Here is a 15,171-nt window from a genome sequence, read left to right on the forward strand (position 1 = left end):
GCTACTTCCAGGTGTCGCTGACGGCGTACGCCGCCGCGGTGCCGGTGGTGTACGACCGGTTGCCGCCGGACTCCCAGGTGACGTTCCCGGAGGCGTCCTTCTTGATGTACTTGTAGGCGAAGGTGGTGCTCTGCGGGACGATCACCAGCCGGCTCCAGGCCGGGTAGGACGCCGACGACAGCGGGATCGCGTTGGCGGTGTTCCAGGCGCCGAGGGAGTCGATCGAGCCGACCAGGTAGACGTTCTGCCCGGTGCTGGTGGTCGCCGTCTCGTTGAAGGTGACCGCGGTGGCGCCGGCGTTCGCCACGTTCCAGCTGTTGGTGAAGGAGATCGCCGAGGTGCCGGTGCTCACCGACCGGTTGGCGTTGCTCTCCCAGGTGACGTTCCCGGAGGCGTCCTTCTTGATGTACTTGTACTCGAAGCCGGTGCCGGACGGGATCGGCACCGTCGACGTCCAGATCGGGTAGCCGGCGGCCGACAGCTTGACCGCGTTCGCCGTGTTCCAGCTGCCCAGGGCCGCGTTCGAGCCGACCACCCAGACGTCGGTGCCGGTCGTGGTGGTGGCGTACACGTTGAAGGTCGCGGCGACCGTACCGGCGCTGGTCGTGACGCTGGGCGACGGCGTGGGTGAGCTGGTCACGCTGGGCGAGGGGCTCGCGCTGGTGGCCGAAGCCGAAGGCGAGGCGGTCGGGGAGCCGGTGCCGCCGCCGGAGGTGGCGTCGACGTCGATCGCCACGGCGCTGTTGGCCGGGATGGTGACCGACGCGGTGCCGCCGGAGACGGTGATCGCGGTGCCGTTGCAGCCGGTGCCGGACGCGCCGCCGGTGATCCGGTCGCAGTAGACGCCGTCGGCCAGGCCGGTGGGGTAGGTGGCGGTCGACGCGCTGGACGAGTTGTTCAGGCCGAACCAGCCGAGCGAGCCGCGGCTGAATCCGATGACGTTGCCGCTGGTGGTGGTCCAGTTGGACGCCGAGGTGACGGACTGGGTGGTGTTGTGCCAGGCCACCATGCCCTTGACGCCGGTCGACCGGGTGAGGCACTGCCAGGCGCCGTTCGAGCAGTTGGTGTCGGTGACGAAACCGCCGGCGTCGGCGGGCGGCGACTGCCCGGTCGACGAGGTGGAGAAGGTGAAGCCGTCGTAGACGAACGGCTGCCCGTACGGGTAGGCCAGCAGGAAGTAGTTGGCCAGCGTGTACCTGGTCCCGTCCTGGTAGCGCAGCGTGGTGCCGTCGCGCTCCAGGTCGTGGTTGGTGACCATGGCGGCGGTCTGCGCGCTCGTCGCGTCGAGGCTCCACGACGGAATCGTCGACAGGTTGCCCAGCGTCCCGTTGGTGAACTGGGTCTTGAGGCCCATCGCGTAGGAGAAGCCGAGCACGTCACCGTTGGCGGTGAACGCCGACGGCAGCAGCTCGCTGTTGGACGCGCCGGTGAAGATCTCCTGCGCGATGTACGGCTTGACGCCCTCGGCCGTGGTGTTGTTCAGCTTCGCGACGATCGCGGCGAAGTCGGCCTTGGCCACGTGCTTGGCGGCGTCCACCCGGAACCCGTCGACACCGAGGCCGATCAGGTCGTTCAGGTAGGTGGCGATCTTCGTCTGCACGGTGCCGCTCTGCGTCCTCAGGTCCGACAGCGACAGCAGCATGCAGTTCTGGACCTCGGCGACGTTGTTCCAGTCGTCGATCACCGCGTCGTCGTCGGCGCAGTAGCCGTCGTTGGCGTGGTGGAAGTCGTCGTAGACGTACGGCACCGCGGGGTAGGCGTAACCGGACGGGTTGAACGTCGACCCGCCGTAGGTGGTGGTCAGCGTGTTGTTGGCGCCGGCCATGTGGTTGACGACCGCGTCCACATAGACCCGGACGCCGGCGTCGTGGCAGGCGGCGACCATGGCGGTGAACTCGGCGCGGGTGCCGAACCGGCTGGTCAGGTTGTACGACACCGGCTGGTAGATCTCCCACCACGGGTGCGCGCCGCTGTCGCTGGTGGCGAGGCTCACCGACTCGGCGGGCGGTGCGACCTGGACCGCGCCGTACCCGGCCGGGCCGAGGTGGTCGGTGCACGCGGACGAGACCGAGTCCCAGTTCCACGACCACAGGTTGGCGGTGACGTCGCTGTCGTTGAGGCCGACGGCGGCCGAGGCGGTGCCCGGCAGGGTGACGGCGGTGAGGCCGGCCGCGAGAGCGGCGAGGGCGGAGACGGACGCGGCAAGGAGTCTGCGGGAGCGCAATGACATGGGGATGCCTTCTTCTACGGAGGGCAGCGCTAAGGATTGTTGCAAGTTCTTGCAAGCGGTTTCAGGAAATTACCAAGCCGTGTCATGCCCGTAAAGAGGTTCTCACCTGTGAAAGAAAGCCCCGGCGGGAGACCCGCCGGGGCTGTGTGTGAGCTGTGTGCTCAGAGGACGGCGATCCGCCTCTGATAGGTCCTGGTGGTGGTCCAGAGCTTGTAGACCAGCAGTGACTCGAAGGCCAGCAGCAGGAGGCCGGCGGCGATCATGACCGGTACGAGCAGTCCGGTCACCGGCCCGATGATGAAGACGAACATCATGAACTCGATGCCGCTGAACACGTGTGCGCGGATGCGCTGTCGTAGCAGGAAGTTGCGGAAGTTGAGGAAACCACCGAACCGGGCGCGGAAGTCGCCGTGCACGTCGATCGTGGACCGCGTCTCCGCGCCGTCGAGCGGGACCTCCTCGTCGGTCTCCTCGGCGTACGTCATCACCCGGCCGGCCGCCTCGGCCGCGGCCGTCAGGTTCTCCTTCATGGTCAGCTTGACCTTCTGCATCTGGAGCGCGTTCAGGTAGCGGAACATGTCCAGGAAGATGACGGCCGCGGCCAGCCACAGGTAGAGGGTCTCGCCGGTGTGGTGCCACTGCCCGCCGAACAGCGCCAGCGAGCAGACCACCACCCGCAGCCGGTCGAAGACGTAGTCCAGCCAGGTGCCGAACAGCGACCCCGTCCCGTTCAGCCGGGCGATCTTGCCGTCCATGCAGTCCAGCACGAAACCCAGGTGGAACAGCAGCGCGCCGGCCAGCAGCCACCGGTACTCCGCCTGCCAGAACGCGGCCGCCGCACCCAGGCCCAGCACGAACGCGCCCAGGCTCAGCGCGTTCGGCGTGACCCGGCGCCACGGGGCGACCAGCCACACCAGCCGGGACGCGAGCGGATCCACCAGCCACACCGTCCACCAGGAGTCCCGGCGCTTGTAGGTGCGCTCACGGATCTCCGCGAGCGAGGGTCGCTGTGCCATCGCTGTCTCTCCTCGGGGGGGCGAGCGCGAGGGTGTTTCTGGGGTGGGACCCCGCGCTGCGCGTATTGAACACCCTGGAGTCAAGATCAGGCTGCCCCGTCGCGGCGCGCGAACACCACGGACGCACCCCGAAGATCAGCAAACCGGCGGGCGGCAGCCAGCCGGTCACCTCACCCCAGCGCGTGCGGATCAAGGGCAACCCGATCTCGTACGCGATGAGCACCGCCCCCGCGGCCCCGACCGGATGCCGCACCAGCATCCCCACCCCGGCCGCGACCAGCGCGTCCACCACCAGCGGAAGCGTCCCGTCCGGCTCCCCGGCGGTACCCGCGACCAGCAGCGCGGCCGGCGCCGCCAGCACCACCAGCGCCACCGCCTTCGCCGCCACGAGACGGTACCGCCGCGGCATCGCCAGCAGCGTGGTCCGGATCTGGCCGCCGCCCTGGTACTCGTGGGCCGTCGCCAGCACCCCCAGGATCAGAAACCCCACCTGCCCGTACGGCAGCACCGAACCCCCGGGCGGATCCAGCGCGTCCAGCAGCAGCGTGACCGCCCACGTCAGGCCCAGGGTGAGCGCCAGCGACGGCAGGGTGAGCAGCTTCTCCAGCTCGGCCCGGACCGCGTTCACGCGTCCCGCCTGCCGAACAGCCACCCGGCCAGGGCCAGCAGCGCCGCCACCCACGCCGCCATCACCAGCCCGGCGGTCACCGGGGCGACGTCGTGGTCACCCACCTCGTTCAGGAACAGGTGCGCCCCCACGATGTCCGGCAGGTAGACGGCCGCGCTGGTCACCTTGGTCAGCAGGTAGGACACCGAGACGATCGACGAGTTCACCACCAGCACGGTCAGCGTGACGATCCCGTTGCGGAAGATCAGCGTGAGGGCGTACGCCAGCAGCCCGATCAGCACCCAGTAGAGGACCGCCCCGGCCAGCCGCCCGGGCGCCGGCGACGGCACCAGCGAACCGTGCACCAGCCGGGTCAGCGCCAGCGTCGCCACCGTCGTGACCAGCCCCTGCACCGCCACCACCAGCGTCAGCGCGGCACCCTTCGCGGTCAGCAGCCGGGCCCGCCGGGGCATCGCCGCCAGCGTGGCGGTGAGCTGCCGGGCGCCCGGCGCGTCCTCCCCGGTGGGCGTGTACTCGCTGCTCACCGTCACCACGCCGAGGATCATCGCGCCCAGCACACCGATGCCCAGCGTCTGGAACCCCAGGTCGGACGAGTCGGTGTAGAGGCCCTCGGCGATCGCCCGGCGGGTGCCGCCGGCCGACACGAACACCAGCGCCGGCGCGGCCAGGAAACCCACCAGCAGGCCCACCCAGGCGGTACGCAACCCGAGCAGTTTCCGCAGCTCGGCGTCGAGAAGGCTCACCACGACACGCCCTCGCTCCCGGTCTTCGCCAGGAACGCGTCCTCCAGGGTGGCGTGCCCGCCGATCACCTCGGCCAGCTCACCGGACGCCACCACCCGGCCGCGGTCGATGATCACCACGTCGTCGACGGTCTCCGCGAGCTCGCCCATCAGGTGACTGGAGAGCAGCACGGTCCGCCCGGCGGCCGCGCTGTCCCGCAGGAACGTGCGCATCCACCGGATCCCGGCCGGGTCCAGCCCGTTCACCGGCTCGTCCAGGATCAGCACGGGCGGATCGCCGAGCAGCGCGGTGGCCAGCCCCAGACGGCGGCTCATCCCCAGCGAGAACCGGCCGGCCCGCTTACCCGCCTCGGCGCCCAGCCCCACCAGGTCCAGCACCTCGCCGACCCGGGAACGGGGCAGCCCGTTGCTCGCCGCCACCCAGCGCAGATGGGCCCGCGCCGACCGGGAACGGTGGGCCCCGCTGCCGTCCAGCAGCGCCCCGGCCACGGTGAGCGGGCGGTCGTGGTCGGCGTACCGGCGGCCGTCGATCAGCACGGTCCCGCCCTGCGGACGGTCCAGGCCGAGCAGCACCCGCAGCGTGGACGTCTTGCCCGCCCCGTTCGGCCCGAGGAACCCGGTCACCCGGCCGGGCCGCGCCGTGAAACTCACCTCGTGCAGGACCCGGGTCCGGCCGCGGACCCGGATGACGCCATCGATCGTGATCATAGGGGGAAGTCAACCGGTGGACCGGCGCGGGCACATCGGACCGTGATCGGGGATCGCGCCGCCCGTCTACGACCCAGGTCCGAGGAATAGAGTCGGCCCGGTGAACGCCAACCCCCGGCCCGCATGGCGCAGCCGGGCCGTGCCGGTCGTCGTGGTCGTCGCCGCGGTGCTGATCATGGCCATGTGCACGGTCGGGACGTCCGGCCCGCTGTCCCGGATCATCCCGGTGGTGATCGGCGGCGGGGCGGCCACCGCGGCCGTGTGGGCGGTGCGCCGGTGGCGGGCCGACCGGGCCGCCTACGAGCGGCGGCTCACCGCGTGGGCGGCCACCGAGGCGGTGCTCGCCGAACGGCTGCACATCGCCCGCGACCTGCATGATCTCGTGTCGCACGGGCTGGGGCTGATCACCGTACGGGCGGCGGCCACCCGGCACCTGCCCGCGCCCGCCGAGGTCCGGGCCGCCCTCGACGACATCGAGCAGACCAGCCGCGACGCCACCGCCGAACTGCGCCGCATGCTCGGCGTGCTGCGCGAACCCGCCGCGCCCGGCCCGCGCGCGCCGGTGGAGGGGCTCGCCGCGCTGCCCGGCATCGTCGCGGCCGCCGCGGCCGCCGGGGTGCGGGCCAGCCTGCACACCGGTGAGCTCGGGGACGTGCCACCGGGCGTCCAGGTGGCGATCTGCCGGACGGTCCGGGAGGGCCTCGCCAACACGGCCCGGCACGCCGGCCCGGCCGACGCCACGGTCCGGGTGCGCCGCGACGGTGGGCAGGTGGTGGTGAGCGTCGCCGACAGCGGCCCGGCCCACGGCTGGCGGCCCACCCCGGGCGCCGGGCACGGGCTTGCCGGGCTGCGGGAACGCGTCGGCAGCCTGGGCGGCACCCTGTCGGCCGAGCGGGTCGAGGCGGGCTTCCGCCTCACCGCCCGGATCCCGGACGAGCCCCGGTGAGCCTGGAGCCGGTCGACGGGGTCACCCGCGTCCTGGTGGTCGACGACCAGCCGCTGCTGCGGCAGAGCCTCGCCGTGATCCTCGGGCACGAGCCGGACATCGAGGTGGCCGGGCAGGCCGCGGACGGTGCCGAGGCGGTGCTGCGGGCCCGGGCGGCGCGGCCGGACGTGGTGCTCATGGACGTACGCATGCCGGGTGTCGACGGTCTCGAAGCGACCCGGCGGATCTGCGCCGACCCGGCCCTGACCGGCGTCCGGGTGCTGGTGCTCAGCATGTTCGAACTGGACGAGTACGTCTACGAGGCCCTCCAGGCGGGAGCTTCCGGTTTCCTGCTCAAGGACGCCCGGCCGGAGGACCTGGTGGACGCGGTCCGGCGCACCGGCCGCGGCGAGTCGCTGTTCGCCCCGTCGATCCTCACCCGGCTGGTGGCCCAGTACGTGGCGGCGCCCCGGCCGGAACGGGTCCGTGCGCTGCGGCACCTCACGCCCCGCGAGGTGGAGGTGCTCGCCCTGATCGGCAACGGCCTGGCCAACGACGAGATCGCCACGGCGCTGGGCATCTCGGTCAAGACGGTGAAGACCCACATCACCCATCTGCTCGCCAAACTGGCCGCCCGCGACCGCGCCCAGCTGGTGATCGCCGCCTTCGACGCCGGGCTGGTCCGCCCCCGCGCCTGAGCGCCTTGAACCCCGATCGGCGAGGTGCGACGGTGTCCACATGACTGACATCGATGTGGCGGAAGAGAACAAGAGACGGTTCCTCGATGCCTTCGGCCGGTTCGCGGCCGGCGAGGTCGAGGTCCTCCGCGAGATCCTCCGCGAGGATTTCCTGTCACACAGCCCGGGCGCCCCGGCCGGCCGCGACGCCTGGATCGAGTTCATCGTCGACTCACCGATCGCCACCGCCCAGCTCGACCTGCAACACGTCATCGCGGACGACGAGTTCGTGGTGGCCCACTACACCCTGATCCCGGCCGAGGGCCCGTCCGAGGCGGTCGTCGACATCTGGCGCTTCGAGGACGGGCTGATCGTCGAACACTGGGACGTCAGCCGCCCACTGTAGAAAACCGGTCGCGCGGGCGCCGGGCCCCGGCTACCGTCGTCGGCATGTTCTTCGCGCCCGGTCAGCAGCTGCCCCTCGTGGTGGCTCCCGCGCGCCTTGATTCGCGAGTCTGACCCCTCCCCACCAGCAGCAGAACCCAGGGGAGGGGTGGCTGCTCCGTGCGTGGTTCTGGCGCGTCCCGGCTGGCATCGGGCCGCGCACCACCTCCCGCCTCGCATCCAGTGAGGACTCGCAACCATGGCCAAGAGCCAGTTCATCCGTACGAAGCCACACCTCAACATCGGCACGATGGGTCACGTCGACCACGGCAAGACGACCCTCACCGCCGCGATCACGAAGGTTCTCGCCGACCGCGACCCGGCAACCAACCGGTACGTCGCGTTCGAGGGGATCGACAAGGCCCCGGAGGAGGCCGCCCGCGGCATCACCATCACCATCGCCCACGTCGAGTACGAGACCGCGTCCCGCCACTACGCCCACGTCGACATGCCCGGCCACGCCGACTACGTGAAGAACATGATCACCGGCGCGGCGCAGGTGGACGGCGCGATCCTGGTCGTCTCGGCGCAGGACGGGTCGATGCCGCAGACCCGCGAGCACGTGCTGCTCGCCCAGCGGGTCGGCGTGCCGTACCTGGTGGTGGCCCTCAACAAGAGCGACATGGCCGAGGACCCGGAGCTGCTCGACCTGGTCGAGCTGGAGGTCCGTGAGCTGCTGTCGGCCTACGGCTTCCCCGGCGACGAGGTGCCGGTGGTCCGGGTCAGCGCGCTCAAGGCCCTCGACGGCGACCCGCGCTGGGTGGCGTCGATCGGCGAGCTGCTCGACGCGGTCGACACCTACGTGCCGATCCCGCCGCGCGAGCTGGGCGAGCCGTTCCTCATGCCGATCGAGAACGTCCTGTCGATCAGCGGCCGCGGCACCGTCGTCACCGGCAAGGTGGAGCGGGGCGAGCTGCGCGCGGGCGAGCCGGTCGAGGTGGTCGGGCTCGGACCGACCGTCGCCAGCGTCGCCACCGGCCTGGAGACGTTCGGCAAGGTGCTGGAGTCGGCGCAGGCCGGCGACAACGCCGCCGTCCTGCTGCGCGGGATCAAGCGCGACCAGGTGCAGCGGGGCCAGGTTCTCGCGGCGCCGTCCAGCGTGCGCCCGCACCGGGTCTTCACCGCCCGGATGTACGCGCTGACCAGCGCCGAGGGAGGCCGGCACACGCCGTTCGCGGCGGACTACCGGCCGCAGTTCTACTTCCACACCACCGACGTGCCCGGCGGGATGGACCTCGGCGACCGTGACCTGGTCCTGCCCGGCGACACCCTGGACCGGGTGACCGTCACCCTGGGCAAGCCGATCGCCCTGGAGGCCGGCATGGGCTTCGCGGTCCGCGAGGGCAACCGCACCGTCGCCGCCGGCACGGTGACCGCCGTCCTGGACTGATCCGGTCCGGCCCCGGCGTGAGGACGCCGGGGCCGAACCGTCAGTACAGGGGCCGGAAGCGGCGCAGGCGGAGGCTGTTGGCCACCACGAAGACCGACGAGAAGGCCATCGCGGCGCCGGCGATCATCGGGTTGAGCAGTCCGGCGGCGGCCAGTGGCAGCGCCGCCACGTTGTACCCGAACGCCCAGAACAGGTTGCCCTTGATGATCCCCAGGGTCCGCCGGGACAGCCGGATCGCGTCCACCGCGGCGGTCAGATCACCTCGTACCAGGGTCAGATCGGACGCCTCGATCGCCACGTCGGTGCCGGTGCCCATGGCCAGCCCCAGGTCGGACTGGGCGAGGGCGGCCGCGTCGTTCACCCCGTCGCCGGCCATCGCCACCACCCGGCCGTCCGACTGCAACCGCCGGATCACGTCCACCTTGCCGGCCGGCAGCACCCCGGCGATCACCTCGTCGATGCCGACCTCGGCCGCCACGGCCCGGGCCACCGTCTCGTTGTCGCCGGTCAGCAGCACCGGGGTCAACCCCAGGCGGCGCAGCCCGGCGACCGCGGTGGCGCTGGTCGGCTTGACCGTGTCGGCGACGGCCAGCACACCGTGGGCCCGACCGTCCCAGCCGGCCACGATCGCGGTGCGGCCGGCCGCCTCCTGCTCGGCGGCGATCCGGGCGACCTCGGCGGGGACCTCGAACCCCTCCCGCTCCAGGAGACCGATCCGCCCGGCGAGAACGTCACGATCGCCGGCGGTTCCCCGTACGCCCAAGCCCTCGAAGCTGGTGAACCCACTCACCGGAAGGTGATCGCTCACCCCGGCCGCGATCGCGTGAGCGATGGGGTGTTCCGACGCCGCCTCCACCGAGGCCGTGAGCCGCAGCAGCTCCGGATCGTCGGGCAGCACGGCGACCAGCTTCATCATGCCGGTGGTGACCGTGCCCGTCTTGTCCAGGACGATGGTGTCCACCCGGCGGGTCGACTCCAGCGCCTCCGGACCCTTGATCAGGATGCCGAGCTGCGCGCCCCGGCCGGTGCCGACCAGCAGCGCCGTCGGCGTGGCCAGGCCGAGCGCGCACGGGCAGGCGATGATCAGCACGGCCACCGCGGCGGTGAACGCGGCCGTCCAGCCGGCGCCGGTCCCGTACCACCAGCCCAGCGTCGCCACCGCCAGCGTGATCACGATCGGCACGAACACCGCCGAGATCCGGTCGGCGAGCCGCTGCACCTCCGCCTTGCCGGCCTGCGCCTGCTCGACCAGCCGGGCCATCTGCGCCAGCTGGGTGTCGGCGCCGACCCGGGTGGCCCGCACGATCAGGCGGCCGCCCGCGTTCACCGTGCCGCCGGCCACCTCGCCGCCCGGCCCGATCTCGACGGGGACGCTCTCGCCGGTCAGCATCGACCGGTCGACCGCCGACGACCCCTCCTCGACCACGCCGTCGGTGGCGATCTTCTCGCCCGGCCGGACCACGAAGATCGTTTCCGGGGTGAGCTGGTCCACCGGCACCCTGGTCTCGATCCCGTTCCGGAGGATCGCGACGTCCTTCGCGCCCAGTTCCAGCAGCGCCCGCAGCGCGTCGCCGGCCCGCCGCTTGGACCGGGCCTCGAAGTACCGCCCGGCCAGGATGAACATGGTCACCCCGGCGGCCGCCTCCAGATAGATGGCCCCGGCGCCGTCGGTGCGGCTGATCGCCAGGCTGAACGGGTGGGTCATGCCCGGCTCGCCGGCCGTGCCGAAGAACAGCGCCCACAGCGACCAGCCGAACGCCGCGATCGTCCCCAGCGAGACCAGCGTGTCCATGGTCGCCGCGCCGTGCCGCAGGTTGATCGCGGCCGCCCGGTGGAACGGCCAGCCGCCGTAGACGACCACCGGCGCGGCCAGGGTCAGCGAGGCCCACTGCCAGTAGGTGAACTGCCAGGCCGGAACCATGGCGAGCAGGATCACCGGCACGCTGAGCACGATCGCCACGATCAGCCGGGTCCGGAGTGGATCATGCGCTGGCGGCGCTTCTTCCATCTTTTCCGGGATTTTGGCGGAATATCCGGTCTGCTCGACCGTGGCGATCAGATCGTCCGTGGTGACGCCCGGGCCGGCCGTCACCGTCGCCTTCTCGGTGGCGTAGTTGACCGTGGCGGTCACCCCGTCCATCCGGTTCAGCTTCTTCTCGATCCGGGCCGCGCAGGACGCGCAGGTCATCCCGCCGATCTCGAGTTCGATCAGCTGAGGAGAGGTTTGCAGGCTCATGGCGGTCATCCCTCAGTCGTGCGTGTGGCCGTCGGCGCCGTGTCCGTCGGCGCTGGGCCCGGGATCGGCGGTCCCGGTCGGGGCCGGCGGCTGGGTGACACCGGTCGTCGTGGCGGTGAACTCGGCGGTGCGCACCTTTCCAGCGTGCTGGAAATCCAGGTAGAGACGGTAGACCCCGGGCGACGGCACCTCGGCCTCGAAGCTCAGCGCCGTCTCGCTCGCCGGGTGCACGTGCAGGTAGGCCAGGTCTCCGTCACGCAGCGCCACCAGGTGACCGAGCGCCCCGAGATAGGGCTCCAGGTCGGTGACCGGCTTCCCGTCCCGGCTGACGGTGAAGTCGAGCTCCGACGAGGCCCCGGCCGCGAGATCGCCGGCCAGGGTGACGGTGTAGCCGTCGACCTCGGCGGTCCGGGCCGCCGGGGGCAGCGGCACCGGCTGATAGTCGCCGGGAGCGGGCACGTCGACGCCCAGGGTGAGCGCCTCCGGCTCGGCGGCCGGCTGGAAGTCGGCGAGCACCCGGTACTGCCCGGGGGTATCCACGCCGATCGGCACCGACCACGTGCCGTCCGCGCCCAGCACCGGATGCAGGTGCTGGTAGCCGGACAGATCCCGGCGGACCACGATGAGATGCAGATCCTTGTCGTGATTGCGGGTGTACGACGTGACCGGCTTCCCGTCCGGCCCCAGCACCTGGAAGGCGAACGGCTGCGGCTCCCCGACGGTGAGCCGGGTGGTGGCCGGGCTCAACCGGTAGCCACCCTGCGCGATCTGCAGTCCGCCCGGGATCCGCGGCGCTCCGGAAGTGTGGGCCTCGCCGTGCGCGGGCGCCGGCTCCACGTCCGGGCCGATCAGCCGCCCCGCCCCGGCGGCCGCCCCGAAGACGGCGACCAGTCCCAGCCCGAACGCGGCCAGCCGCACCGGCGTCCTCATGATCGTCCCCTTTCGTCGTGTTGTCCCTTCACCATACACATACCCCGTAGGGGTATCCAAGCGATGTAGCATGGTCCTCATGACCAACCCCGCCCCGACCCGCGGCTACACCGCGACGAAGGACAACCTGCAGTCCCGGCTGCGCCGCATCGAGGGCCAGGTGCGCGGCATCGAGCGGATGGTCGAGGACGACCGCTACTGCATCGACATCCTCACCCAGATCTCCGCCATCCAGGCCGCCCTCGACAAGGTGGCGCTCGGCCTCCTCGACGGGCACGCCCGCCACTGCATGCACGAGGGCGCCCAGGAGGGCCGCGCCGACGAGATGGCCTCCGAGCTGATGGCCGCGGTCGGCCGTCTGATGAAAAGAGGCTGACCGGCATCGGCGCCGGCACCTGCCGCCACTTGCGGTCGTCCGCCTCCCCGAAACCCCTATTTCGTACGGGACTGCCCGGCTCGCTGCCGTCGCGGCGGGCCGCCAGTCGCCGGTCCGGACCGTCCCCGGCCGCCAGCTCATGAGATCAGCCGGGCGCCGGTTTATTAGGCCGGCCGGGCGCCGGTTCATGGGATCAGCCGGGCGCCGGTTCATGGGGCCGGCCGGGCGCCGGTTCATGGGATCGGCCGGGCGCCGGTTCAGGGGATCGGCCCGGCTGCGTGATGTGGGCCATAACCGCTTGTCGTGGAGGATCCGGCGACCCGAGAGTGCTGATACCGGCCGGTAACTAGCGGCCGCCGACACCGAGACGGGGATCGACATGACACAGCCGGCGCCGATGGTCCTCGTGTCGCCCGCCATGGGCATCGGATCCCGGTACTACCGGCTCCTCGTCGAAGCGTTCGAAGCCCGCGGATGGGCCGCCCGTGCCCTGCCCCGGCGCGGCTTCGAGCAGGGAGAGCGCCCGGCGTCGCGCGACAACGACTGGTCCTACGCCGACGAGATCCGGGTGATGGCCGAGGCGGTGACGGCGGCCCGTGCCGAGGCGCCGCGGCGGCCGGTCATCATCCTCGGCCACAGCCTCGGCGCCCAACTCGCGGTCGGCCACCAGCTCGGCCACGTCCCGGCGGACGGTGTGGTCACGGTGGGCGGCTCCCTGCCGTACCACCGGCACTACCCGCGCGGCGGCCTGCCACTGGTGATCCAGGCCGGCGTGATCGTCCCGGTGCTCACCACCCTGTTCGGCCACCTGCCCAAGCCGGCGTTCGGCGGCCCCGGCGCCCGCACCCTGATGCGCGAGTGGGCCCGGATGGCGCTGACCGGCCGCACCCCGTTCCCGTCACCCGAACCGGTGCGCACCCCGTCGCTGATCGTGGCCCTGGAAGGCGACCGCCTCGCCCCACCGATGTCGGTCGAGGCCTTCGCTGCCGCCCTGTTCCACCCGTCGGCCGCCACCCTCTGGCAGTACCGCCACGCCGACGTCCCACCGGGCGGCAGCAACGACCACATCGCCTGGGCCCGCAACCCCGGCCCGGTCATCGACCGCATCACCACCTGGTGGGCCACCGCCACCGCCGACCACCGCCCCGACGAGATCCTGACCCACGACTGACGGCCCCCGACCCGCCCGGCCCCGACCCGCCCGGCCCCGACCCGCCCGGCCCCCGACCCGCCCGGGCCCCCGACCCGCCCGGGCCCCCGACCCGCCCGGTCCGCGGCTCGCGCCTGGTCTGCGGCTCGCGCCTGGTCTGCGGCTCGCGCCTGGTCTGCGGCTCGCGCCTGGTCTGCGGCTCGCGCCCGGTCCGCGGCTCGGGTGCGGCGCGTTGCTTGCGCCTGGTCTGCGGTTCGCGCCTGGTCTGTGGCTTGCGCCTGGTCTGTGGCTTGCGCCTGGTCTGTGGCTTGCGCCTGGTCTGTGGCTCGTGCCCGGTCCGTGCGGCGGCAGCCGGGCTTGCTCTTCTGATCAGGCGGGGCCGTGGATGGGGGCGGTGAGGTCGGTCAGGGGAGCGCCGGAACCGCCCCAGGAGAGGGCGACGATCTCGGCGGCGATGGCGACCGCGGTCTCCTCCGGGGTACGTGCGCCCAGGTCGAGGCCGATCGGGGCGCGCAGGCGAGTCAGAGCGTGCTCCGGGACACCGGCCTCACGCAGGCGGCGGAGGCGGTCCTCACAGGTGCGGCGGCTGCCCATCGCGCCGATGTAGCGGGCCGGGGTCCGCAGGGCGACCTCCAGCAGCGGGATGTCGAACTTCGGGTCGTGGGTCAGCACGCACAGGACGGTGCGCTCGTCGACCTCGGTGGTTTCGAGGTAGCGGTGCGGCCACTGGACGACCACCTCGTCCGCCTCGGGGAAGCGGGCCGCGGTGGCGAAGACGCCCCGGGCGTCACAGACGGTGACCTGGTAGCCGAGGAACTTCCCGATCCGGGCCACCGCGGCCGCGAAGTCGATCGCCCCGAAGACGATCATGCGGGCCGGGGCGGCCCAGGACTGGACGAACACCTCGCGCTCGCAGGCCGTCACGATGGCGCTGCGGCCGTGTGCCAGCAGACCTCGCGCCTGGGCCGCGGCGATCCGGTCGAGCTCGGGGTCGCCGAGGGTCCCGGCGGTGCGATCCGGCCAGACCACGAGTTGGGAGTCCGGCAGGGAGACGGTGGCGACCGGCCGGCCCGCGGCGATATCCGCGAGCAGGGCGTCAAGTGTTGACGACGCATCAAGTGTCGATGGCGCCGCAAGTGTTGACGGCGCATCGAGTGTTGACGGCGCCGCAAGTGTTGACGGCGCATCGAGTGTTGACGGCGCCGCAAGTGTTGACGGCGCATCGAGTGTTGACGGCGCATCAAGTGTTGATGGCGCCGCAAGTGTTGACGGCGCATCGAGTGTTGATGGTGTCGCGAGTGTTGACGGCGCATCGAGTGTTGATGGCGTTGTCAGGGTTGACGACAGGGCGACGTCTGGCTGGATCATGACTTCGATGGTTCCGCCGCACGTCATGCCTACTTCGAACGCGTCGCCGTCGCTCACCCCGTACGTATGTGTCTGGCCTTTGCGGGTTTGGATGACCTCCTGGGCGGCCGTGTAGACGGCGCCCTCCACGCAGCCGCCCGAGACACTGCCGAGGACGTCGCCGTGCTCGTTGACGGCCATCGCGGCGCCGGGCCGGCGGGGCGCCGACCGCCACGTGTTCACCACCGTCGCCACCGCGAAGGAGATGCCGGCGGCGCGCCAGGCGATCAGCCCGTCCACGATCTCGCGCATCTGAGCACCTTCCGTGATCGTCAAGGCCTAGTCAACGCTTGATTAAGAGAACCCTTAGGT

The 15,171-nt window shown here is 71.8% G+C and carries 14 protein-coding genes; 6 read left to right on the forward strand and 8 right to left on the reverse strand.

The window, feature by feature from the left end; all coding sequences use genetic code 11:
- Position 1 precedes the first annotated feature (1 nt).
- From J5X75_RS05220 to J5X75_RS05240, 5 genes are all read right to left on the reverse strand, one after another.
- Positions 2-2,230, reverse strand: coding sequence for a carbohydrate-binding module family 20 domain-containing protein (locus tag J5X75_RS05220; protein WP_208466110.1), 2,229 nt, complete (start codon positions 2,228-2,230; stop codon positions 2-4).
- A 161-nt stretch (positions 2,231-2,391) separates the two neighbouring features.
- Entirely contained in the window at positions 2,392-3,246 is an 855-nt protein-coding gene (locus J5X75_RS05225; RefSeq protein ID WP_208466111.1) for a CDP-alcohol phosphatidyltransferase family protein, read from the reverse strand.
- On the reverse strand, positions 3,212-3,874 hold the full coding sequence (locus J5X75_RS05230) for a hypothetical protein (RefSeq protein ID WP_208466112.1): 663 nt from the start codon (positions 3,872-3,874) through the stop codon (positions 3,212-3,214). Before J5X75_RS05230 ends, J5X75_RS05225 begins: the two co-directional genes overlap by 35 nt.
- Entirely contained in the window at positions 3,871-4,617 is a 747-nt protein-coding gene (locus tag J5X75_RS05235) for a hypothetical protein (RefSeq protein ID WP_208466113.1), read from the reverse strand. Before J5X75_RS05235 ends, J5X75_RS05230 begins: the two co-directional genes overlap by 4 nt.
- Positions 4,614-5,324, reverse strand: a complete 711-nt coding sequence (locus J5X75_RS05240) for an ABC transporter ATP-binding protein (RefSeq protein WP_208466114.1) — start codon at positions 5,322-5,324, stop codon at positions 4,614-4,616. The genes J5X75_RS05235 and J5X75_RS05240 overlap by 4 nt, the downstream gene beginning before the upstream one ends.
- 100 nt (positions 5,325-5,424) lie before the next feature.
- On the opposite strand from J5X75_RS05240, the gene J5X75_RS05245 reads away from it, so the two are divergent.
- From J5X75_RS05245 to tuf, 4 genes are all read left to right on the forward strand, one after another.
- Positions 5,425-6,270, forward strand: a complete 846-nt coding sequence (locus tag J5X75_RS05245) for a sensor histidine kinase (protein ID WP_208466115.1) — start codon at positions 5,425-5,427, stop codon at positions 6,268-6,270.
- Positions 6,271-6,305: 35 nt separating this feature from the next.
- Positions 6,306-6,947, forward strand: a complete 642-nt coding sequence (locus J5X75_RS05250; protein ID WP_307797931.1) for a response regulator — start codon at positions 6,306-6,308, stop codon at positions 6,945-6,947.
- A 40-nt stretch (positions 6,948-6,987) separates the two neighbouring features.
- A complete protein-coding gene (locus J5X75_RS05255; protein ID WP_208466116.1) occupies positions 6,988-7,332 on the forward strand; it encodes a nuclear transport factor 2 family protein in 345 nt (114 codons plus the stop codon).
- A 237-nt stretch (positions 7,333-7,569) separates the two neighbouring features.
- Positions 7,570-8,760, forward strand: a complete 1,191-nt coding sequence (gene tuf, locus J5X75_RS05260; protein WP_208466117.1) for an elongation factor Tu — start codon at positions 7,570-7,572, stop codon at positions 8,758-8,760.
- A 40-nt stretch (positions 8,761-8,800) separates the two neighbouring features.
- Here the strand turns inward: tuf and J5X75_RS05265 are convergent, their stop codons facing one another.
- Entirely contained in the window at positions 8,801-10,996 is a 2,196-nt protein-coding gene (locus tag J5X75_RS05265; protein ID WP_208466118.1) for a heavy metal translocating P-type ATPase, read from the reverse strand.
- A gap of 12 nt (positions 10,997-11,008) precedes the next feature.
- A complete protein-coding gene (locus J5X75_RS05270) occupies positions 11,009-11,926 on the reverse strand; it encodes a DUF8832 domain-containing protein (protein ID WP_208466119.1) in 918 nt (305 codons plus the stop codon).
- Between the two features lie 79 nt (positions 11,927-12,005).
- Between J5X75_RS05270 and J5X75_RS05275 the strand changes: the two genes are divergently transcribed.
- Both J5X75_RS05275 and J5X75_RS05280 read left to right on the forward strand, forming a co-directional pair.
- Complete coding sequence (locus J5X75_RS05275; RefSeq protein WP_041831370.1) at positions 12,006-12,302, forward strand: metal-sensitive transcriptional regulator; 297 nt, start codon at positions 12,006-12,008, stop codon at positions 12,300-12,302.
- A 379-nt stretch (positions 12,303-12,681) separates the two neighbouring features.
- Entirely contained in the window at positions 12,682-13,473 is a 792-nt protein-coding gene (locus tag J5X75_RS05280) for a serine aminopeptidase domain-containing protein (RefSeq protein ID WP_208466120.1), read from the forward strand.
- A gap of 348 nt (positions 13,474-13,821) precedes the next feature.
- Here the strand turns inward: J5X75_RS05280 and J5X75_RS43960 are convergent, their stop codons facing one another.
- Positions 13,822-15,111, reverse strand: coding sequence for an XdhC family protein (locus J5X75_RS43960; RefSeq protein ID WP_238487303.1), 1,290 nt, complete (start codon positions 15,109-15,111; stop codon positions 13,822-13,824).
- Between the last annotated feature and the right edge of the window lie 60 nt (positions 15,112-15,171).

Origin of the sequence: Actinoplanes flavus (assembly GCF_017592555.1) — a bacterium.
Classification (GTDB): domain Bacteria; phylum Actinomycetota; class Actinomycetes; order Mycobacteriales; family Micromonosporaceae; genus Actinoplanes; species Actinoplanes flavus.

Excerpts from the sequence above, each read along its gene's own strand:
- J5X75_RS05220 (WP_208466110.1), bottom strand. The coding sequence starts at position 2,230 with ATGTCATTGCGCTCCCGCAGACTCCTTGCCGCGTCCGTCTCCGCCCTC.
- J5X75_RS05225 (WP_208466111.1), bottom strand. The coding sequence starts at position 3,246 with ATGGCACAGCGACCCTCGCTCGCGGAGATCCGTGAGCGCACCTACAAG.
- J5X75_RS05240 (WP_208466114.1), bottom strand. The coding sequence starts at position 5,324 with ATGATCACGATCGATGGCGTCATCCGGGTCCGCGGCCGGACCCGGGTC.
- J5X75_RS05255 (WP_208466116.1), top strand. The coding sequence starts at position 6,988 with ATGACTGACATCGATGTGGCGGAAGAGAACAAGAGACGGTTCCTCGAT.
- tuf (WP_208466117.1), top strand. The coding sequence starts at position 7,570 with ATGGCCAAGAGCCAGTTCATCCGTACGAAGCCACACCTCAACATCGGC.
- J5X75_RS05265 (WP_208466118.1), bottom strand. The coding sequence starts at position 10,996 with ATGAGCCTGCAAACCTCTCCTCAGCTGATCGAACTCGAGATCGGCGGG.
- J5X75_RS05270 (WP_208466119.1), bottom strand. The coding sequence starts at position 11,926 with ATGAGGACGCCGGTGCGGCTGGCCGCGTTCGGGCTGGGACTGGTCGCC.
- J5X75_RS05275 (WP_041831370.1), top strand. The coding sequence starts at position 12,006 with ATGACCAACCCCGCCCCGACCCGCGGCTACACCGCGACGAAGGACAAC.
- J5X75_RS05280 (WP_208466120.1), top strand. The coding sequence starts at position 12,682 with ATGACACAGCCGGCGCCGATGGTCCTCGTGTCGCCCGCCATGGGCATC.
- J5X75_RS43960 (WP_238487303.1), bottom strand. The coding sequence starts at position 15,111 with ATGCGCGAGATCGTGGACGGGCTGATCGCCTGGCGCGCCGCCGGCATC.